Annotated in this window: 15 protein-coding genes; 2 read left to right on the forward strand and 13 right to left on the reverse strand. The window is 69.5% G+C overall.

Annotated elements, in window-relative coordinates; genetic code table 11:
- Positions 1–91: 91 nt before the first annotated feature.
- Together GQ57_RS16365 and GQ57_RS16370 are read left to right on the forward strand one after the other, a co-directional pair.
- The gene (locus GQ57_RS16365) at positions 92–1,726 is read left to right on the forward strand and encodes an AMP-binding protein (RefSeq protein WP_034198413.1); all 1,635 of its coding nucleotides are present in this window, start codon (positions 92–94) and stop codon (positions 1,724–1,726) included.
- Positions 1,726–2,874: an AraC family transcriptional regulator gene (locus GQ57_RS16370; RefSeq protein WP_034198414.1), complete on the forward strand. Its 1,149-nt coding sequence runs from the start codon at positions 1,726–1,728 to the stop codon at positions 2,872–2,874. The genes GQ57_RS16365 and GQ57_RS16370 overlap by 1 nt, the downstream gene beginning before the upstream one ends.
- Before the next feature lie 195 nt (positions 2,875–3,069).
- On the opposite strand, the gene GQ57_RS16375 is transcribed toward GQ57_RS16370, so the two are convergent.
- From GQ57_RS16375 to GQ57_RS16435, 13 genes are all read right to left on the reverse strand, one after another.
- Positions 3,070–4,059 carry a patatin-like phospholipase family protein gene (locus GQ57_RS16375; RefSeq protein WP_034198415.1) on the reverse strand — a complete coding sequence of 330 codons (990 nt, stop codon included), beginning with the start codon at positions 4,057–4,059 and terminating at the stop codon, positions 3,070–3,072.
- 73 nt (positions 4,060–4,132) lie between these two features.
- The gene (locus tag GQ57_RS16380; RefSeq protein ID WP_235215078.1) at positions 4,133–6,346 is read right to left on the reverse strand and encodes an amidohydrolase; all 2,214 of its coding nucleotides are present in this window, start codon (positions 6,344–6,346) and stop codon (positions 4,133–4,135) included.
- A gap of 131 nt (positions 6,347–6,477) precedes the next feature.
- Positions 6,478–6,744, reverse strand: a complete 267-nt coding sequence (locus tag GQ57_RS16385) for a hypothetical protein (protein WP_034198417.1) — start codon at positions 6,742–6,744, stop codon at positions 6,478–6,480.
- A complete protein-coding gene (locus GQ57_RS16390; RefSeq protein WP_031401567.1) occupies positions 6,741–7,430 on the reverse strand; it encodes a response regulator transcription factor in 690 nt (229 codons plus the stop codon). The genes GQ57_RS16385 and GQ57_RS16390 overlap by 4 nt, the downstream gene beginning before the upstream one ends.
- 116 nt (positions 7,431–7,546) lie before the next feature.
- Complete coding sequence (locus GQ57_RS16395) at positions 7,547–8,989, reverse strand: efflux transporter outer membrane subunit (RefSeq protein WP_034198418.1); 1,443 nt, start codon at positions 8,987–8,989, stop codon at positions 7,547–7,549.
- A 4-nt stretch (positions 8,990–8,993) separates the two neighbouring features.
- Positions 8,994–12,137 (reverse strand): multidrug efflux RND transporter permease subunit, encoded by a 3,144-nt coding sequence (locus GQ57_RS16400; RefSeq protein WP_034198419.1) that lies wholly within the window; start codon positions 12,135–12,137, stop codon positions 8,994–8,996.
- A gap of 20 nt (positions 12,138–12,157) precedes the next feature.
- On the reverse strand, positions 12,158–13,315 hold the full coding sequence (locus GQ57_RS16405; RefSeq protein WP_031401570.1) for an efflux RND transporter periplasmic adaptor subunit: 1,158 nt from the start codon (positions 13,313–13,315) through the stop codon (positions 12,158–12,160).
- 302 nt (positions 13,316–13,617) lie between these two features.
- Positions 13,618–14,361, reverse strand: a complete 744-nt coding sequence (locus GQ57_RS16410) for a hypothetical protein (RefSeq protein WP_052001342.1) — start codon at positions 14,359–14,361, stop codon at positions 13,618–13,620.
- Between the two features lie 43 nt (positions 14,362–14,404).
- On the reverse strand, positions 14,405–14,845 hold the full coding sequence (locus tag GQ57_RS16415) for a hypothetical protein (RefSeq protein WP_034198420.1): 441 nt from the start codon (positions 14,843–14,845) through the stop codon (positions 14,405–14,407).
- Between the two features lie 55 nt (positions 14,846–14,900).
- Positions 14,901–16,376: an efflux transporter outer membrane subunit gene (locus GQ57_RS16420; protein ID WP_034198421.1), complete on the reverse strand. Its 1,476-nt coding sequence runs from the start codon at positions 16,374–16,376 to the stop codon at positions 14,901–14,903.
- Positions 16,377–16,387: 11 nt separating this feature from the next.
- Positions 16,388–17,302, reverse strand: coding sequence for a biotin/lipoyl-binding protein (locus GQ57_RS16425; protein WP_031401574.1), 915 nt, complete (start codon positions 17,300–17,302; stop codon positions 16,388–16,390).
- A 24-nt stretch (positions 17,303–17,326) separates the two neighbouring features.
- Positions 17,327–17,521 carry a DUF1656 domain-containing protein gene (locus GQ57_RS16430; RefSeq protein ID WP_031401575.1) on the reverse strand — a complete coding sequence of 65 codons (195 nt, stop codon included), beginning with the start codon at positions 17,519–17,521 and terminating at the stop codon, positions 17,327–17,329.
- Positions 17,511–19,613 (reverse strand): FUSC family protein, encoded by a 2,103-nt coding sequence (locus tag GQ57_RS16435; RefSeq protein WP_034198422.1) that lies wholly within the window; start codon positions 19,611–19,613, stop codon positions 17,511–17,513. The genes GQ57_RS16430 and GQ57_RS16435 overlap by 11 nt, the downstream gene beginning before the upstream one ends.
- Positions 19,614–19,702 lie beyond the last annotated feature (89 nt).

The raw sequence follows: 19,702 nt of genomic DNA on the forward strand, positions 1-19,702 counted from the left end.
TCACCGGTCAGGCGACGGTCCGCGCCCCCGGGCGTGCAGACCGCCGTGCGAACGGCGCGCGGCTGGCGTGCCGTCCCCCGAGGAGTGAGACATGACACAGAGACACTGGACCGGGTCGTACGGCTCGATCCCCGCCGAGATCGACCCCGATCGCCATCCTTCCGTAACCGCGCTGCTGGACGACGCGATGCACCGCTTCGCCGATCGTCCGGCATTTCATGCGTACGGCCGCACGCTCACCTATGCCGACGTCGACCGCCTGTCGGGCGCGCTGGCCGCGTACCTGCAGCAGGTCGTGGGCGTGCGCAAGGGCGATCGCGTGGCCGTGATGCTGCCCAACGTGCTTGCGTTTCCGGTCGCGTTCGTCGCCGTCGCGAAGCTCGGCGCCATCCAGGTCAACGTGAACCCGCACTACACCGCGCGCGAGCTCGAGCATCAGCTCAACGACGCGGGCGTCGAAGTCGCCGTGGTGTGCGGCGGGTCGATGGGCACGTTCGCCGAGGTGGTCGGCGGCACCCGCGTGCGTACCGTGCTGAGCGTGGGGCGCGGCGATCTCGGCGTGGTCGATGCGCCGGCCGGCGCGTGCGACGCGCTGCCGCCCGGGTCGATCCCGCTCGCGGAAGCCCTCGCCGCCGGCGCGTCGCTCGCGTGCGAACCGGTCGCGCTGGACGGCGCGGACCTGCTGCTGCTGCAGTACACGGGCGGCACGACCGGCCTGTCGAAGGGCGCGGCGCTGTCGCACCGCAACCTCGTCGCGAACATCGAGCAGTTCTCCGCGATCGTGCCGGGCGCGCGGCGGCCGGGCGAGGAGGTGGTCGTCACGGCGATCCCGCTGTATCACATCTTCGCGCTGACGGTGAACTTCCTGTCCTACTTCGCGATCGGCGCGCAGAACTGGCTCGTCGCGAACCCGCGCGACATGGACGGCTTCATCGACGTGCTGAAGGCCGCGCGGCCGACGGTGTTCGTCGGCGTGAACACGCTGTACGCGGGGCTCGCCGGCCATCCGCGCCTGCCGGAAGTCGACTGGTCGCGGCTGAAGCTGTCGGCCGGCGGCGGCGCGGCGGTGATCGACGTGATCTCGGCGCGCTGGAAGGCGGTGACCGGCAGCTTCATCCGCGAAGGCTACGGGCTGTCGGAGACGTCGCCGGTCGTGTCGTTCAATCCGCAGTCGATCGACGCTTTCACCGGCACCACGGGCCTGCCGGTGCCGTCGACCGACGTGAAGCTGCTCGACGAGCAGGACAACGAGGTGGCGATCGGCGGCGCGGGCGAGATCTGCGTGAAGGGGCCGCAGGTGATGCACGGCTACTGGCAGAAGCCGGACGCGAACGCGGCCGCGTTCACGGCCGACGGCTACTTCCGCACCGGCGACGTGGGCGTGTTCGACGAAGCCGGTTTCCTGCGGATCGTCGACCGCAAGAAGGACATGATCATCGTGTCGGGCTTCAACGTGTACCCGAACGAGGTGGAAGCCGTCGCGACCGCCGTGCCGGGCGTGGCCGAATGCGCGTGCATCGGCGTGCCGGACGCGCGCACGGGCGAGGCCGTCAAGCTGTTCGTGGTGCTGGCGCAGGACGCGTATGTGACGGAGGCGCAACTCGTCGCGCACTGCCGCGAGAGCCTCGCGGGCTACAAGGTGCCGAAGCTGATCCGCTTCGTCGACCGGCTGCCGAAGTCGACCGTCGGCAAGATCCTGCGCCGCGAACTCAGCCGCACCGACTGATGGCCGCCCCGCGCCGCGCGGCCCGCGCGGCGCGGCCGGCCCCGAAGGCTCCGCGCGGGCCGCTCAAGTACAATGCGAGCGGTTCGATCGACGGGGACGCGATGACCGGTTCAGATTCACCTTCCGCCCGGCCCGGGCGTGCGCTGCCGTCGCCGAGCGCGACGGTGCCGATCTCGCTCGTCAACGGCTTTCTCGCGAGCGCGGGCGTGCAGCGCGACGTGGTCGAACGCTACCTGCGCGGGGCCGGCATTCCGATCGAGCTGCTCGGCGAGCCGCATGCGCGCGTGACGGAGGAGCAGTTCTCGACGCTGTACCGCACGCTCGCGATCGATCTCGACGACGAGATGCCCGGCATCTTCTCGCGCCCGCTGCGCGGCGGCACGCTGAAGTACCTGTGCCTGAGCCTGCTCGACGCGCGCAACCTCGAGACGGCGCTGCACCGTTTCGGGCAGTTCTTCCATATCCTGCTCGACGATTTCTTCGTCGAATCGAGGCGCGACGGTCTCGTCGCGCAGGTGCTGCTGCGCCCGAACGACGCCATCGGCCCGATCGGCGCGCTCGGCCAGGAACTGATGCTCAAGCTCGTGCACGGCGTGTGCTCCTGGCTGATCGGGCAGAAGATCCCGCTGCTGCAGATCGAGTTCGCGTGCCCGCGGCCGCGCCACGCGGTCGACCACCTGTACTTCTTCACCGGCGCCGTGCAGTTCGATTGCGAACGCACGCTGATGCGCTTCAGCGCGGATTATCTCGAAGCGCCGATCCGGCAGAGCAAGCGCAACCTGCGCAAGTTCCTCGCGCGCGCACCCGGCGACTGGATCTTCGAATCGTTCAGCGAACAGCTCGTGTGCCACCGCGTGCGGCAATACCTGTCGGCCGCGTTGCCCGACCTGCCCGTGATCGACCAGGCGGCCGAGCACCTGCATTGCTCGGTGCGCACGCTGAGCCGCCACCTGGCCGCCGAAGGCACGACGTTCCAGGTGCTGAAGGACGAGTTGCGGCGCGACATCGCGATCCAGCGGCTCACCGATACGCCCGACACGATCGCGGCGATCGGCGCGGACATCGGCTTCGACGATCCGAGCGCGTTCCATCGCGCGTTCCGGCACTGGACGGGGAGCACGCCGGGCACTTACCGGCGGCGCGCGTAGCGCGCGGTTTCGGCGCGGCCGGCTCCCATGGCCGGCTACCCGTGCACGCGTACGTGGCGGCCGTGTCCGGCCGCACGCCGTTGACGGCGCCCCGGGATGCGGCGACACATGCGGCGACGCGTGCGTCGGGCCGCCCGGGCAGCGGCGAGGCCGGCCGTCGCCGGTGGCAAGCGACGGCCGGCGGTCGGCGCGCGATCAGCGCCAGTGAGTCTCCACCCATTCGCACACGCGCTGCCACGCGGCGGAATTGATGTACGCGCGGGTTTCCTGCTCCATCTCCGGCACCTTCTCCCACTCGTCCAGGCCGATCGGTTGTCCGAGCAGGAAATTGCCGCGCTGATAGCCGCCGCCCAGTATCTGTTCGGCCTGGTTCGCGGCGATCGCAGCCGTGGTGTCCATCGTCAGCCCGAGCAACGCCGCGGCCGGCACGTTCCCGCTCGCGAACGGCCACAGCCACGTCGAGACGCCCCAGTTCAACGGATTGCCGACCGCATCGGGCGGAATGCCCTGCGGGCTCGTTCCGGTGCCGAGCGACAGCAGGCGCACGTCGTTCAGGCTGCCCGCGAGCCCGTTGCCCAGTGCTTCGGCAATGGCGGCCACCGACGGGTTGTTCGCGAACACGCCGCCGTCGGCGAAGTAGCCGAGGCCGGCGATTTCGTAGGGCGGGAAATAGGTCGGCGCGGCCGACGTCGCAAGCGCGGCGTCGGACAGGCGGATGTTCCGGTACGGGTTCCTGGCGCCGTTGGAGAACGTGCAGGGCGTCCAGCTTTTCGTGGACGGATCCCACAGGCGCGCCGAGTTGATCGCGACGAAGCGGGACAGGTCGGTCAGCGTGGCAGTGCCGAGCAACTTGTTAGCGATCTGCTGAACCCCGGTGTTGACATACTCGCACGCGCGCAGGCCGGGCCCGGCCTGCACGGCGCCCTGCTCGAACGCTTGCTGCTGTTCCAGCCACACGCCGTTTTTCTTGAAGATCGTCGCGCCCTGCGTGCGGTAGATGTCGACGATCTCCGCAATGGGCGCGCCACGCGCGAGCCCCAGGGCGATCAGGCCGCCCGTGGACGTGCCGGCGAAGCCGTCCGCTTTCGCGACGATCCCGCTTCGCTTGTCGAGGTCCTGGATGAGCAGCGCGGTGATCAACCCGCGAATGCCGCCGCCGTCGCAACTGAGAATCCTGAAGGTCATCGTGTTTCTCCTGGTCCTGGTGGAAGTGATAGCCGTGCCGCTTCGCGTCGGGTCGCGCACATCGCGCGACCGCTTACTGGTGTTCCTTTTTCCAGGTGACGTCGTGAACCTTGCGCCCGCTGACCCATGTCTGCCGCACGCTGATATCGCGCAACTGATAAGGATTGCCGGGTACGACCTGCAGCGGATCGCGCTCCAGGATCACGAGGTCGGCCTGCTTTCCCTCCTTCAGGGAACCGACCTGATCGTCGAGGTGGCATTGCCACGCCGCGTCGATGGTCACCGCGCGCAGCGCCTCGGGCGCGCTCAGGCACTCGGCCGCGTTGAGCGTCGCGAGTTCCGGGTCGGCTTCCATCGCCCGCCACATGGCCTGGTCCATATAACGCAACGGCCCCAGCGGCGAGACGAAGTGATCGCTGTGCAGGCTCACGCGCAGGCCCTCGCGCAGCGCCGACTTGCATCGGTCGAGCTTCTGCGCGCGGTCTGCGCCGAGAATGGTGTTCCGGAACGCGCGCCCCCAGTAGCCCACGTGGCCGATCAGGAAACTGGGCGAGATGCCCAGCCGCTTCATGGTGCGCAGATCGTCGTCGTCGAGCAGCGACGCATGCTCGAGCCGATGGCGCAACGGTTCCGGTTGCGCATCCGGCGCGGGCGCGGACGAAGCGGGCTCGGGAACCTTGCTCAGCACCAGCTGGTAGGCGGCCAGTACGTTGGCGATCCCCTCGTCGCCGTTCGCATGGACCAGGATCGGCCAGCCCGCCGCATCCACCTGCTGCATGATCTGCGCGAGCGAATCGATCGGCGTGAAATTGAACAGGCCGTTCGGCCCGACGCCGGGCACGCTGTGCTCGGCGCAGCACTTGTACGGCGCGCTTTGCAGGCCGGTCAGGCCCTGGTTGGAACCATCGGCGATCAGCTTCATCGCGCGGATGGTGAACAGCGATTCGGGCGGGCTGTTCAGTTGCGGCTTGAACTGGTTGAGCCACAGCGGCGCGAGGTCGTTGTTGCCGAACAACGCGCCACCCATGCGCACCGTCATCCACGGCGTGCTCGCCAGCGCCTGCAACAGGACCACTTCATAGAACCCCAGCCCCATTCCCACGCCGGCGTCGAACAGGGTGGTGATGCCGCGCTCGTTCGCATTCGACATCACCTTCCGCAAGGCGGACAGCAACGCGATCGGCGTCGGGCGCGGGACGGTGTTCGTCATCAGCGTGACCTGCGATTCGGTCAGCACGCCCTTGGGGAAACTGGCCTCGAGGCCGGCGGCCTTCAACGCGGCGCCGTTGGCATAGCCGAGATGCCCGGAGGCATTGATCAGGAACAGGCATACGTCCGTGCTGATCTGGTCCAGCCATTCGCGGTCGATATCCACCCACTTGACCATCAGCGACGGGTCGACGCCGCTGCCGCACACCCACTTTTCGCCATTTTTTCCATTGGGCAGCGCTTTGTCGGCCAATTTCCTGAGCTTCTCCCCGATGGCCTCGGCACTGTAGGCAGGATCCAGTTTCTGTTCGACGAACGGCGACAGTGCGTGCCACGGCTCGGTGAGGAACACGGCGCTGGGCAGCAGATGCGCGTGCGGTTCGATCAGGCCGGGCAGCAAGGTATGGCCCGAATCGAGCGCCTGCTCGCGCGCGTGGGGAATGCGCTGGCGCACCTCGTCGAGCGTACCCGTGGCGACGACCTTGTGGTCGGCGATACCGAGCGCTTCGACGCGCGTGTTGCAATCCTCCGGGTCCGGGTAGATCAGCCCGCCGTGAAAGATGACGGCCTCGGGCGCGCCGGGCGCTTCGAGCTGGCTCAATTCCTTGAGCAGGTCCTGCCATTCGGTCTCGCTCTGGCCGAGAGCGCCTGCCAGCAAATGCGGGCTGCAGCACGCACATCCGAGCTGGTTTCGATGGAACATGGTCCGATCCTTTTCAGTTTTTATTGCATTGATCGCGATTGTTTTAAAAAGGAACATCAGGTCGACCGGCGAGGTCGTACACGGAATCCGTGAATCGTGATGATGCGCAGGCAGCCGCGAAGCCGATGCTTGCGTGCGGATCGGCTTCGCGGGGATCGCGGTATGGCGTCGCCGTCGATATCCGCTGCGGATCGTTTCGTAAATCAAAACGCCGCGCGGGATAATGCGTCGAACAACGTGATACGGGAATCGTGAGGCTGGCTTCATGAAACGATGCGGCGGCATGATGCGGATGCCGAATCGATGCGACGGTGCGAATCGGGTGAAACGTCCGGGCGCAATCCAATGTATATGCGCTGCACGGAGCGGGTGCAAGCCCGGAATCCGGAGGAAAGTGACGTGAGTCAATCCGTCGCGAAACGTCGCGAAAGACGATTCATGCCGGACGCATGAACGCATCCGGCAAGCGATCGACGGCCCGGCGAGACCAGACCGGCCGAGAACCGTTACCGCGAGGTCCGGGTGCCGCGCACCAGTCCGGCGAGATCGACGAGCGCCCGAACCAGTCCCGCGAGCAGCAGCGCCGCGAGCACCAGGTAGTCCGGCGTCTCGCGGATCACGGCGGCGAGCGTGTGGTCGTTCACGGCGGACGAGACGATCGCGACCAGCCCGTAGACGACGAACCCGCCAGCCGCGATCGTCAGCGCGACGGCGGCCGTCAGCAGGCCGAATACCCGCGCGACGCGCGGCCGCGCGTCGCGACGCGCATTCATCGGCTGCTGCGCAGCCGGTAGCCGATGCCGCGCATCACTTCCGGCGTTCCGGACGCGCCGGCGCCTTCGAGTTTCTTGCGCAGCCGGCTGATATGGCTGTCGACGGTGCGTTCGAGCGCATCGACGTCGGCGAGGCACGCATCGATCAGTTCGCCGCGCGTGAACACGCGGGTCGGCGAGCCGGCCAGGTGCGCGAGCAGCCGGAATTCGGTCAGCGTCAGCGAGACGATGGTTTCCCCGGTGTCCGTGCGGACCGTGGTCAGATAGCTTTGCGTATCGATTTCAAGGTTGCCGACCTTGATGAAGCGCCCCGACGTGGCCGTTTCGAAGCGGCGCAGGATCGCCCGGATGCGTGCGACCACCTCGGCCGGATTGAACGGCTTCGTGATGTAGTCGTCCGCGCCGAAGCGCAGCCCCTGCAGGCGATCGATTTCGCGGTCGAGCGCCGTGATGATGACGATCGGCGTATCGCCCCGGCGACGCAGTTCGACCAGCACTTCCCAGCCGTCTTTCTTCGGCATCCTGACGTCGAGCAGGATCAGGTCGGGTTTCAGCACCGGCTGCACGTCGAGCACGGCCTGGCCGTGGTCGACGCGATAGGTGCGGAAACCGTCGTGCGCGAGATAGGCGTCGAGGATCTCGGCGATTTCGGGATCGTCTTCGGCGATCAGTATCAAAGGGTTCATGGGTTTCACCGGAAGTGAACGTGGCCTGTCGGCGGGTCGGCGGCGCGACACCTGCGCCGCCGGCACCGGCCGTGCTTTCGGTCGTCGCGCGCGCGCAGCGGCGGCGACGCCGGGGCTCAGGGTGCCGCCACGCTGCTGGCGGGCAGGACGTCGGTGTCGACCAGGCCGCCGCCGAGCGCCTTGTAGAGCGCGACCGCGTTGCCCAGTTCGGCGCTGCGCAGATCCAGCAGCGACTGGCGCGCGGCGTACAGTTGCCGCTGCGAGTCGAGCAGTTCCAGCCGATCCTCGATGCCGGCGCGATAGCGCAGGTTCACGAGATCGGTGCGGCGCTCGGCGCTCCTGACCACGCGGTTTTGCGCATCGATCTGGCGGCTGAACGTCTCGCGCCCGGCGAGGCCGTCGGCCACTTCGCGGAACGCGGTCTGGATCGCGCGTTCGTACTCGACGACCGCGCTGGACTTGCGCACTTCCGCGAGGTCCAGCTCGGAGCGCAGCCGGCCGCCCTGGAAGATCGGCAGCGTGACCTGCGGCGCGAAGCTCCACACATTCTGGCCGCCGGCGAACAGGCTGCCCAGCCCCGGGCTCAGGAAGCCGATCGACGAAGTCAGCGACAGGCGCGGGAAGAACGCCGCGCGCGCCGCGCCGATGTCCGCGTTGGCGGCGACGAGGTTCTGCTCGGCCTGCTGGAGGTCGGGCCGGCGGTACAGCAACTCCGACGGCAGGCCGGCCGGCAGTTGCGTCATCACCGGCTGGCGTTCCAGCGACAGCGGGTCGGGCAGGTCCTTCGGCAGGTCGGTGCCGACAAGCAGCCGCAGCGCATTGCCCGCCTGCTCGACGGCGCGCGAACGCGCTTCGAGATCGGCGCTGGCGCTCGCGACCTGGCCTTCGGCCTGCGCGATGTCGACGCCGCTCGCCTGGTCCGCGAGCTTGAGCCGGCGCGCGAGATCGAGCGACTGGCGCCAGTCGTTCAGCGTGCGCTCGGACAGTGCGCGCTGTTCCTGCGCGAGCCGCTCGGCGAAATACGCGTTGGCCACGGAGCCGACGAGCGCGATCTGCACCGCGCGGCGGCCGTGATCGGTCGCGAGGTAACGCGCGAACGCCGCGTCGGACAGCGACTTCACGCGGCCGAACAGGTCGATCTCGAACGCGCTCACGCCGACGTTCACGCCGTACTGGTTCTGCGTCGTCTCGAACACCGGCGGGTTCGACTGCGAATCGGCCGGCGTGCGCTGGCGCGTGAAGCTCGCGCCGGCGCCGATCGACGGCAGGCGCGCGGAACGCTGGATGCCGTACTGCGCTTCGGCGGCCTGCACGTTCAGCGCGGCCAGGCGCAGGTCGCGGTTGTTCTCGAGCGCGAGCTCGATCAGGCGCTGCAGGCGACGGTCGCCGAACATCGTGCGCCAGCCGAGATCGGCCGCGTTCGCATGCTGGTCGGCCGCGGCAGCGGTCGTATAGGCGGTCGGCACCGGCATCTCGGGCTTGACCAGCTTCGGCGCCATCGAGCATGCCGACAGCGCGAGCGCGGCGGAAACGGCCGCGGTAAGAATGAGCAATCGCATGGCGTCAACCTTGTTGTTCGTGAGTCACGGTGGCGGGCTTCTTGCGGGATGCCTGCCAGGCCGCGATGCGTTCCTGGATGCTCATCACGAACACGAAGAAAACCGGCACGAAGAAGATGGCCAGGACGGTGGCGGTCACCATGCCGCCGAACACGCCGGTGCCGATCGCGTGCTGCGTCTCGGCGCTGGCGCCGGTCGCGATCATCAGCGGCACGACGCCGAGGCCGAACGCGAGCGAGGTCATCAGGATCGGGCGCAGGCGCAGTTTCGAAGCCTGCACGGCTGCTTCGACGAGCCCCTTGCCTTCCTCGCGCAACTGCTTCGCGAACTCGACGATCAGGATCGCGTTCTTGGCGGACAGGCCGATCACGGTGATCATCCCGACCTTGAAGAACACGTCGTTGGGCAGGCCGCGCAGCAGGACCGCACCGATCGCGCCGATCAGGCCGAGCGGCACCACCAGCATCACCGACAGCGGGATCGACCAGCTTTCGTACAGCGCGGCGAGCACCAGGAACACCACGATCATCGACAGCGCCATCAGCATCGGCGCCTGCGATGCCGACTGGCGTTCCTGCAGCGACTGACCGGTCCACTCGACCGCGAAGCCCGGGGGCAGTTGCGCGGCCAGACGCTCCATCTCGGCCATCGCGGCGCCGCTCGACTGGCCGGGGGCGGCCGTGCCCGAGATCCGTGCGGACGGATAACCCTTGAAGCGCACCATCTGCAGCGGCGTCTCGGTCCACACCGGGCGAACCACCTCGGACAGCGGCACCATGCCGCCGGCCGCGTTGCGCATGTACAGCTTCATCACCTTGTCGATCTGCATGCGCGCCGGCGCATCGGCCTGGATGATCACCTGCTGCATGCGGCCCGCGTTCGGGAAGTCGTTCACGTAGGTCGAACCCATCGCGGTCGACAACGTGTCGCTGATCGTCGTGAACGAGACGCCGAGCGCCTGCGCCTTCGCGCGGTCGATCTCGAGCCGGATGCTCGTGCCGGCCGGCAGGCTGTCCGGGTACACGCCGGTCACGACCTTGCTTTGCGCGGCGAGTTCGAGCAGCTTCGCTTCAGCCGCCTTGAGCGCCGCCGTGCCCTGGTTGGCGCGGTCTTCCAGGCGCATCGAGAAGCCCGAGCTGTTGCCGAGTTCGTCGATCGCCGGCGGCAGCAGGCTCATCACCGTGCCTTCGGTCACACCGGCCATCGCCTGCTGGGCCAGCATGCCTTCCTCGAGCGTCGACGAGTCGCCGCGGTCCTTCCAGTCCTTCATCACGGACCAGTTGATCGCCGCGTTCGGGCCCTGGCCCGAGAAGCCGTAGCCGATCACGGAAATGCTCGACCGGATTGCCGGACGCGAAGCAAGATGCTTCTCCAGCGTTTTGACCACGTCATGCGTACGCTCGGCGGTAGCGTCTCCGGGCAGCAGAAAGCTGGTGATGAAGTAGCCCTGGTCCTCGTCCGGCAGGAACGACGACGGCAGGCTGCGGAAGCCGAACACCAGCGCGCCCGAAATCGCGACGAACACGAGCATCACGCGACCCGTGCGGCCAACCAGGCGGCCGACGCGCGTTTCGTACCATTTCGTCAGGCGATCGAAGCGGCGGTTGAACCAGCCGAAGAAGCCGCGCTTCTCGTGGTGGCCCGGTTCGAGCGGCTTGAGCATCGTCGCGCACAGGGCCGGCGTGAGCGTCAGCGCGAGCAGCGCCGAGAACAGGATCGACACGGCCATCGACATCGTGAACTGCTTGTAGATCACGCCGACCGAGCCGCTTGCCATCGCCATCGGCAGGAACACCGCGGTCAGCACCAGCGTGACGCCGACGATCGCACCGGTGATTTCCTTCATCGCCTTCGACGTCGCGTCCTTCGGCGACAGTCCTTCCTCGGCCATCAGGCGCTCGACGTTCTCGACGACCACGATCGCATCGTCGACGATGATGCCGATCGCGAGCACCATGCCGAACATGGTCAGCACGTTGATCGAGAAACCCGTCAGCAGCATCACCGTGAACGTGCCGAGCATCGCGACCGGCGCGACGATGGCCGGGATCAGCGTATAGCGCACGTTCTGCAGGAACAGGTACATCACCAGGAACACCAGCACCATCGCTTCGAGCAGCGTGTGCAGCACCTTCTCGATCGAGATCTTCACGAACGGCGACGTGTCGAGCGGGATCGAGTAGGTCATGCCCGACGGCATCGACTTGCTCAGTTCGGCCATGCGAGTGCGGATCGCGTCCGCGGTCTTCACCGCGTTGGCGCCCGGTGCGAGCTGCACGCCGACGAGGGTGGCCGGCTTGTTGTTCTCGCGGCTCACGAACGTGTAGTTCTGCGAGCCGAGTTCGACGCGCGCGACGTCGCCGAGCACGACCTTCGAGCCGTCCGCGTTCGCACGCAGCACGACCTTCGCGAACTCTTCCGGCGTCGTGAGCTGGCCCTGCGCGGTGAGCGGCACGGTCACGCGCTGGCCCTTCAGCGCGGGCAACGCACCGAGGCTGCCCGGCGCGATCTGCACGTTCTGCTGGCCGATCGCGGTCGTCAGGTCGCTCATCGACAGCCCGAAATTGATCAGCTTCTGCGGATCGACCCAGATGCGCATCGCGCGTTCGGAGCCGAACTGCAGCACGCGCCCGACGCCGTCGACGCGCCGCAGCTCCTCGGACACGCTGCGCGCCATGTAGTCGGCGAGCGCGCCTTCGTCGAAGCGGCCGTTGTCGGAGCGCAGGCTGACGATCATCAGGAAGCCGGACGACGCGGATTCGACGATCAGCCCGTTCTGGCGCACGGCCGCGGGCAGGCGCGGCTCGACCGACTTGATCTTGTTCTGCACGTCGACCTGCGCCAGCGCCGGATCGGTGCCGGGCTTGAAGGTCACGGTGATCTGCGCCGAGCCGGACGTATCGGCCGACGATTCGAAGTACAGCAGGTTCTTGACGCCGGACAGCTCGCGCTCGATGAGGCTCAGCACGCCGTCGTTCATCGTCTGCGGCGTGGCGCCCGGGTAGTTCGCGGTGATCGTGACGGACGGCGGCGCGACCGACGGGTAGCGCGCGACCGGCAGTTGGGGGATCGCGATCAACCCGGTCAGGATGATGAAGAGCGCGATCACCCAGGCAAACACCGGGCGGCGGATAAAGAATTCAGCCATGACTGGATGCTCCTCGTGGCTCAGTGCGCGGACGCGGTGGCGGCCGCGTCAGGCGACTTCCAGTCGGTCGCGGCGGCCGGCGCGCCGTCGACCAGGCGTTCCATGCCTTCGACGACGACCTTCTGGCCGGTCTGCAGGCCCGACTTGATGCGGTAGCTGCGGTTCGTCAGCTCGCCGACTTCGACGGCCTTCAGGTGCGCCGCGCCCTTCGCGTCGAGCACCCAGACCTGCGGCTTGCCGCCGGCACGCACGACGGCCTGTTGCGGCACCATCAGCGCGTTCGCGTAGTGCGCGCGCGGAACGCGGGCGCGCACGTACATGCCCGGCAGCAGCTCGCGCTTCGGGTTGTCGACCAGCACGCGCAGCAGCACGTCGCCGGTGCCCGGATCGACGTTGACGCCCGAGAACAGCATGCGGCCCTTCACGTCGTAGCGCGTATCGTCGTCGCGCAGCACGTCGACCGGCAGGCCGTTGCCCGCGGTGTCGGGCTTTGCCGCGAGCGCGCCGCGCAGCGATTCGAGCGACGCGGCCGGCTGGCGCACGTCCACGTAGACCTGGTCGATCTGCTGGATGCGAGCCATCGGCTGGCTGTCGCTGCTGGCGACCAGCGCACCCTCGGTCACGAGGGCCTGGTCGATGCGGCCCGCGATCGGCGCTTCGACGGTCGCGAACTTCAGGTCGAGCTGGCGTCGTGCGAGCGTCGCGCGGGCCTGCGCGACGTCGGCGGCGGCCTGGTCGCGCTGCGATACCGAATCGTCGTAGACCTGCCGGCTGATCGCGTCGGCTTCGACCAGCGGCTTCAGTCGCGTGGTCTGCACCTTGGCCCGTGCGAGCGCGGCTTCCGCGCGTTGCAGAGCCGCCGCTGCCGTATCCATGTCGGCCTTGAACGGCGCCGGATTGATCTGGAACAGCGGCTGGCCGGCGCGGACTTCGGTGCCTTGCTCGAACAGGCGGCGCTGCACGATGCCGCTGACCTGCGGCCGGATTTCGGCGATCCGCACGGCCGCGACGCGGCCAGGCAGGTCTTCGCTCACGTCGAGCGGCGTGGCGGCCACGGTCATCGCCGCAACCGGGATGGCCGGCGCGGCGGCCTGCTGTTCGGTGGGCCCGCAGCCCGCCAGCATCGCCGCCACCAGCGCGCACACGGCGCTGGTGCAGGCTCGTTTCTGATTCTTCATGTGGACTCCATCGGACGCAGGCTCCCAACGGCCCGCATTGTCGGAACGCAGTGTGCGTGCGCCCGATGGAGGTTTTTGTACGGAAAGATGGAGGTTCGATGGAGGGAGAAAGACGGGAGCGATGCGCGAGCGGGGTGGATGCCGGTCCGGGCGCTCCCATGGCCGGCAACCTTTGCGTGCTCCCATGAACGGCTCCCTTCGGCGATTCCGGGGGCGGGAAGCGCCGCGGCGGGCAATGTGTTGCGTGCTGCGTGCTGCGTGCTGCGTGCTGCGTGCTACGTGCTACGTGCGGGCGGTGACGCCTAACCGGTCGTGACGCAGGCTGACGCGCCGCGCGCCGCCGTGGCCTGCAGGTGCCGGTCCCGGTCGGCCAGCCAGTGATCCCGCTCGCCGCGCCAGCCGACCGCGTGGATCCGGTCGATCTGGCGCGCGGCAATGGTAGCCGCGCAGGCCGCGCCGGAAAGCGGGATGTCCAGCAGATGCCAGTTGCCCGCATGCGGCGTCTCGACCGCACGGAACGGCCCCGCGGCCGGCGCCAGCGACGCGGGCGTGGCGCCGTGCCCGGCTCCGCATGCGTTCGAGAGGCTGTCCAGCCGAAGCCGGTCGCGGAACGCCGGATCGGCGAGGGTGCCGGTCTGCGCGATGCCCAGCCCGAGCGGGCCGGCGGCGATCGCGATGACGATCCAGATGCCGGCGTGGCCGACCACGACGTCGAGCCCGTCCAGCAGATCGCAGTCCGCGATCGCGAGATGGCTGGCGTCGCGCTCGATCAACGTCAGTGCGTCGGCCGCGCGGCCGGCCAGCGTGCCGAGGATCATGCGCAGGGCCGATCGGCTGATCGCGAACCGGCGGCCGTGCGCGCGATTGGGATGCGTCCTGGCGCGCCGCAGTTCCGACTTCGACAGGCACAGATGGCCTTGCTCGCTGGAGAGGAGCTGCCATTCGCCGCGCAACCGCCACAACAGGATCTCGCCCGGATCGGGGCGGCGCGACGGACAGGACGCGAGCGTGTGCGAGCTCGCGATCGTCAGGGATGGGTAGCGCATGCCGGCCCTCGTCGTGTCGGTGGCGGATGCAGCGCGGGCCGGGTCATGCCGGCCGGCCGGCCTGCGCTGCGTCGCTGCCCGGGTGCGGCCGCGTGAGCCGCTCGGCAAGCGACACGGCCTGCTCGAACGACGCCACCGCATGATGCGGAATCCCGAATGCCTTGACGGCGACCTCGCCGTGCTCGGCCACTTCCGCGCGCCGTTCGGGATCGGGTTCGACGCTGATGAGCGCCTTGCATACGGCGCCCAGCTCGGCCTTGTTCTGCTTGAGCCAGATCGCGCGGTGCTTGCGGTCGTCCTGCGATTCGTCGGTAGCGAGTTCGACGTAGACGACGACAAACGGTTCGCCGTGGCGCATCAGCGTGTCGATCTCGCGTTCCCAGCGGAGCGCGTAGCCCGGCGTCGCGTGTTCGGCGCGGAACACGCAGACGGGAAAGCGCTGGATGTCGTGTAACGCGAAGGCGTTCGGATCGAGAGCGGGCATCGAGGTATCTCCAGTGGATGAGCGACGCCGAAGCGTCGCGGCGTCGGGGCGGCGTTCAATGCGGGGCCGCCGGCGGTGTGTCGGCCTGCGCGACCGGCGGCGCGGCGCGCCAGCCGACGCCGAGCGACTTGTAGAGCGCGATCGCGCCTTGCACCTGCGCGAGCCGGCTGAGCGCGAGCGCATCGCGGGCGCGGTACGTCGCGCGCTGCGCGGTGAGCACCGACAGGTATTCGCCGAGGCCGTTGCGGTACAGCCGCGTCGCGCGCGATTGCGCATCCTGGCTGCTGTCGACCGCCGCGGCGAGCATGGCCTGCCGGTCGCGCGCGGCGCCGATCGCGACCAGCGCGTCCTCCACCTCGCGAAACGCGATGCGGATGCGCTGCTCGTATGCGAGCCGTGCGGCTTCGGCCGCCGCGCGCGCGGCGTCGACGCCGGCTTTTGCGCGGCCGCCGTCGTACAGCGTCTGGGTGCCCTCGAGCGCGATCGACCACGCGACGCTCGCGCCCGAGAATAGGTCCTGCACGAGGCTGGCTGTCGTGCCGAGACTGAGCGGAATCGCGAAATGCGGAAACTGTTCGGCGCGCGCGACGCCGATTTGTGCGGTCGCGGCGGCGAACCGCCGTTCGGCGGCGCGGATGTCGGGCCGCTCGCGGATCACGTCCGACGGCAGCGTGACGGGCAGCGCGGGCGCGACCGGCAGTGTCGCGCCGGGCGCGCCCAGCGTGTCGCGCAGCGTCTCCGGGAAGCCGCCGACCAGCACGCCGATCGCATGCGAGAGTTGCGCGACGTCGCGCTGCAGCGGCGGCAGCGTCGCCTGCGCGAGCTGCAGCTCGGCACTCGCCTGCGCGACCGCGAACGACGTGCCGAGGCCGCGCCGGTTCGAGCGCTCGGTGAGCTGCCGCGTGGCGTCGAGGCTCGCGACGTTGTCGGTCGCGATCCGCAGCCGCTCCTGGGTCGCGCGCAGCTCCGCGTAATCCGACGCGAGCTCGGCCAGCAGGCTCACGAGGATCGCGTGGCGATCGTCGTCGAGCGCATCGAGCTGCGCGTCCGCCGATTCGATCGCGCGCCGTGTGCCGCCGAACAGGTCGAGTTCCCACGACGCGTCGAAGCCGAGCCGGTAGGTGCGCGACTGCCCGATCCCGGGCGGCCACTCGAGCGAGCGCGACGAGCGCAGCGCCTCGGCGTTCCCGCCCGCGGTGGCGGTCGGGCCGAGGCGGCTCGCGATCTGGTCGCGTTCGGCCCGCGCCTGCAGCAGCCTTGCCTGCGCGATCGCGAGATCCTGGTTGTGCGCGATCGCCTGGGCGACCAGCGCGTCGAGCTGCGCGTCGCCGAACGATCGCCACCAGTCCTGCAACTGCGCGGGATCGGCCGGCACCGTGTTGCGCGGCGCGGCCCAGGCGGGCGGATGCGCAGGCTGCGGTTTCACGTAATCGGGGCCGACGGTCGTGCACGCGGCGAGCGCGCACGCGCAGGCGACGACGAGGGCGGTGGCGCGGCGCGGCGCGCGCAACGGGGGAAACGGGCGTCGCATCGTCGCCTCCCTCACATCCATCCGTGCAGCCAGGCCGCGAGCCGGCCGCGCGGCGTGCGCTCGCGCCCGTGTTCGCCGACCTCGACGCTGCACGTCATGCCCGCCGCCAGCAGCACGCCGGCCGGCACCCGGTCGATCTCGATGCGCACCGGGATGCGCTGCGCGAGCCGCACCCAGCTGAAGGTCGGGTTGACGGCCGGCAGGCCGAGCTCGTCGAGCGTGCCGTTCTCGTCCGCGATGCCGCGGCCGATGCTCGTCACGTGCCCGCTCAGCAGCGGATCGAAGCCCATCAGCCGGATCGTCGCGGGGGCGCCCGTCGCGATGCGGCGCAGCTTGGTCTCCTCGAAATAGCCGGTGATCCAGAAGCTGTGCGCGTCGAGCACCGAGATGCCGGGCTTGCCCTCGACCGCGTAGTCGCCGTGACGCAGGCGCAGCTGCGTCACGTAGCCGTCGACCGGCGAGCGCAGCGTCGTGCGCTCGAGGTCGAGCTTCGCGACGTCGAGCGCGGCCAGCGCCTTGCGATGCTCGGCCTGCGCGATCGCCACCGCGCGGCTCGAACGCTGGATGTCCTCGCGCGGCACGAGATCGTCGAGGCCGGTGCGCCGCCGTGCTTCGTCCTGCTTCTGGCGCACCGTCTCGGCGGTCGAGGCGACCTGCGCCTCCGCCTGTTCCACCGCCAGCGAGAAGCGCTGCGGATCGATCCGGTACAGCACGTCGCCTTTCGCGACCCGCTGGTTGTCGACCACGGCGACTTCGACGACGGTGCCGGACACTTCGGGCGCGATCCGCACGACGTGCGCACTGACGCGCGCGTCGCGCGTCCACGGTGCGAGGACATAGGCATGCCAGAGCGCGGCGACCAGCACGATCGCGACGGCCACCGTGGCGAGCGTCAGCAGGGAGCGGGTGAGGGGTTTGAGCGACATGACGCGATACGTTTCGACGTGAAGTTACACATAGAGGATGAGCGTGGCGACGAGCACGAGCGAAATCGCGAACTCGAACAGCGCCGGGTGCCACACGCGGCGCAGCACGCCGAGCCGGGCGAGCAGCGCGCGCACGGCCAGGTAGAGCGGCACGGTGGCGCACGCATAGACGAAGAACGGCGGCAGGTAGATGCCGGCCAGCGGGAATTCACTGAGCATCGCGGGCGCGCTCCGGAACGGCGGTGAAATAGGCGGCGTACGTGTGCAGCAGCACATGGACGTCGGCAAAGGCGGCCATCAGCCCCTTCAGGTCGGTGTTGCCCGGCTGCGCGGCGGCGAGGCCGGCGAGGGCGTGCGCCGCGCGCCGCGCATGGCGGGCCGCGCGCGCGGGGGCGGCCGCGTGCCGCGCGAGGCCGGCGAGCCCCGCGCGCACGCGCTGCTGCGCGGTGGCGGGCAGGCCGTCGCGCGCGGCGCCGCGGCGAATCCGCAGCAGCTCCTTGCCGACGTGCAGCGCCGCGAGCGCCTCGATGCTCGCCTGCGTCATCGCGGCCGGCTGGCCGGCGAGCAGCGCGCCGAGCTGGGCAATGCGGTGCTGCTGGCGCTGCTGCCAGCCCGCCGCCGCGACCCGCTTGCCGGCCATGAGCGCGAGCGTGTCGTCGCGGATCGTGCGGCGCAGGCGCGTCGCGTCGGTGGCCAGGTTGCGCGGCAGGATCAGCCGGAACGTGAGCAGCGTGAGGAACGTGGCGAGCACCCACGCGACCGACTGGTTGAGGAACAGCGCGAAGTCGGGGCGGAACGGATTGGTGGCGCCGGTGAGCGTGTTGAACGCGACGAGATAGGCGAGCCCCGCGAGCGCGGTGCGCGGCACGCTCGTCGCGTAGATACCCGGCATCCAGAACAGCGCGAGCGCGACGACGAGCAGCGGAAAGCCCTCGATGCGCGGCAGGATGCCGAACGCGCACACGAACGCGGCCGGCACGGCCAGGATGGTGCCCTTGATGAACGCCTGCGCGCCGGCGGCCGGGTTGCCGGCGGTCGCGAGCAGCGCGCAGTAGGGTGCGACGACGAGCAGCATCATGTCACCCTGGTTCCAGCCGGTGACGAGCCAGAACGCGCCCGAGATCAGGATCGCGCAGGCCGAGCGCACGCCGTTGCGCACGGCCGCGCCCGTGTCGCGATGAAAGCGCACCCGCGCCGGCCGATAGCCCGGCCTCGGGCGCTGCAGTTCGACGAGGCCGTCGAGCGCGGCGCGGTAGTCGTCGATCTGTTCGATCAGCCGCTCGCCGGCGATCAGCAGGGCCGCTTCGTCGCGCGGATCGCCGAGTGCGATGCCGTCGAGCGCGGCGCGCAGCCGGTCGCGCGCGTCGCCGAGCAGCGCGTGCGCGCGCCCGGCGCCGCCGGGGCCTTCGCCCAGCGCGTCGGCCGCGGCCTGCCACGCGGCCGCGAGCTGCGGCTGCAGCGCCGCGACCGCACGCGCGCCGGGGCTGTCGGCCGGCAGCGGCGGCATGCCGCCCGCGAGCGCGCCGAACAGCGATGCCATCCCGTGCCGCACGGCGGCCGCGCGCTGCGCGAGATCCTCCGATTCGGCCTTGCCGAGCGCGAGCAGATCGTCGATGCCATAGATGCCGGTGAACAGCGCGTGCCGCTTGTCGTCGGCGGGCGCCGCCGCGAGGCCGTTGCGCTGCGCGGCGATGACGCGCGCGACGTCGGCCGCGACGCGCGCCACCAGCGTCTCGAGTTTCGCGTGCACGTCGCGCGTGCCGAGCAGCATCGACACGAGGCTCAGGCACAGCACGCCGATCGCGACCGTCGAGCCGCGTCCGATCACGTGTTCGAAGGTCAGTTCGGGATGCAGCATCGCGCCGTAGGTCGCGAGGCCGATCGTGTAGCCGGCCACCACGGTGCCCGACGCGCGGAAGTGCCGCAGCAGCGTCATGCCCGCGACGCACACGCCGAGCCAGAAGGCGAAACCGAGGATGAACAGCAGCGGCTTCTGCGCGAAGCAGGCCATCAGCACGAACGCGACGACCATCCCGGCGATCGTGCCGACCACGCGCCAGACGCCCTTGCCGATCACGGCGCCCTGCACCGGATTGACCACGAGCAGCACCGTCGACGCCGCCGAGTACGGCGTTTCCAGTTCGAGCAGGTACGCGACGCCGAGCGCGAGCGCGGCGGCGATGACCGAGCGCGCGACATACGCGCCGCGCGGCGTGAAGATGTCGATGCGCGCGATCAGCGCCGCGGCCGCGCGATTCAGGCGGCGGGTCGGCGACGCGACGGCGCGCGTCTGATCGGCTGCTTCATGCACTGCGCTCGCTCCGTGAGAAAGGATGAGGCCAGTCTACGGTCGAGCCATGCGTGCGGAACAGTGACGTCTTTGCACTCGACGAGTGTGCG

It is taken from the genome of Burkholderia sp. MSh2, assembly GCF_000731655.1.
Lineage (GTDB): Bacteria > Pseudomonadota > Gammaproteobacteria > Burkholderiales > Burkholderiaceae > Burkholderia > Burkholderia paludis.

What these genes read in the sequence shown, in the direction of transcription:
- GQ57_RS16365 (WP_034198413.1), top strand. Translation starts at nt 92, where the DNA reads ATGACACAGAGACACTGGACCGGGTCGTACGGCTCGATCCCCGCCGAG.
- GQ57_RS16370 (WP_034198414.1), top strand. Translation starts at nt 1,726, where the DNA reads ATGGCCGCCCCGCGCCGCGCGGCCCGCGCGGCGCGGCCGGCCCCGAAG.
- GQ57_RS16375 (WP_034198415.1), bottom strand. Translation starts at nt 4,059, where the DNA reads ATGACCTTCAGGATTCTCAGTTGCGACGGCGGCGGCATTCGCGGGTTG.
- GQ57_RS16385 (WP_034198417.1), bottom strand. Translation starts at nt 6,744, where the DNA reads ATGAATGCGCGTCGCGACGCGCGGCCGCGCGTCGCGCGGGTATTCGGC.
- GQ57_RS16390 (WP_031401567.1), bottom strand. Translation starts at nt 7,430, where the DNA reads ATGAACCCTTTGATACTGATCGCCGAAGACGATCCCGAAATCGCCGAG.
- GQ57_RS16395 (WP_034198418.1), bottom strand. Translation starts at nt 8,989, where the DNA reads ATGCGATTGCTCATTCTTACCGCGGCCGTTTCCGCCGCGCTCGCGCTG.
- GQ57_RS16400 (WP_034198419.1), bottom strand. Translation starts at nt 12,137, where the DNA reads ATGGCTGAATTCTTTATCCGCCGCCCGGTGTTTGCCTGGGTGATCGCG.
- GQ57_RS16405 (WP_031401570.1), bottom strand. Translation starts at nt 13,315, where the DNA reads ATGAAGAATCAGAAACGAGCCTGCACCAGCGCCGTGTGCGCGCTGGTG.
- GQ57_RS16410 (WP_052001342.1), bottom strand. Translation starts at nt 14,361, where the DNA reads ATGCGCTACCCATCCCTGACGATCGCGAGCTCGCACACGCTCGCGTCC.
- GQ57_RS16415 (WP_034198420.1), bottom strand. Translation starts at nt 14,845, where the DNA reads ATGCCCGCTCTCGATCCGAACGCCTTCGCGTTACACGACATCCAGCGC.
- GQ57_RS16420 (WP_034198421.1), bottom strand. Translation starts at nt 16,376, where the DNA reads ATGCGACGCCCGTTTCCCCCGTTGCGCGCGCCGCGCCGCGCCACCGCC.
- GQ57_RS16425 (WP_031401574.1), bottom strand. Translation starts at nt 17,302, where the DNA reads ATGTCGCTCAAACCCCTCACCCGCTCCCTGCTGACGCTCGCCACGGTG.
- GQ57_RS16430 (WP_031401575.1), bottom strand. Translation starts at nt 17,521, where the DNA reads ATGCTCAGTGAATTCCCGCTGGCCGGCATCTACCTGCCGCCGTTCTTC.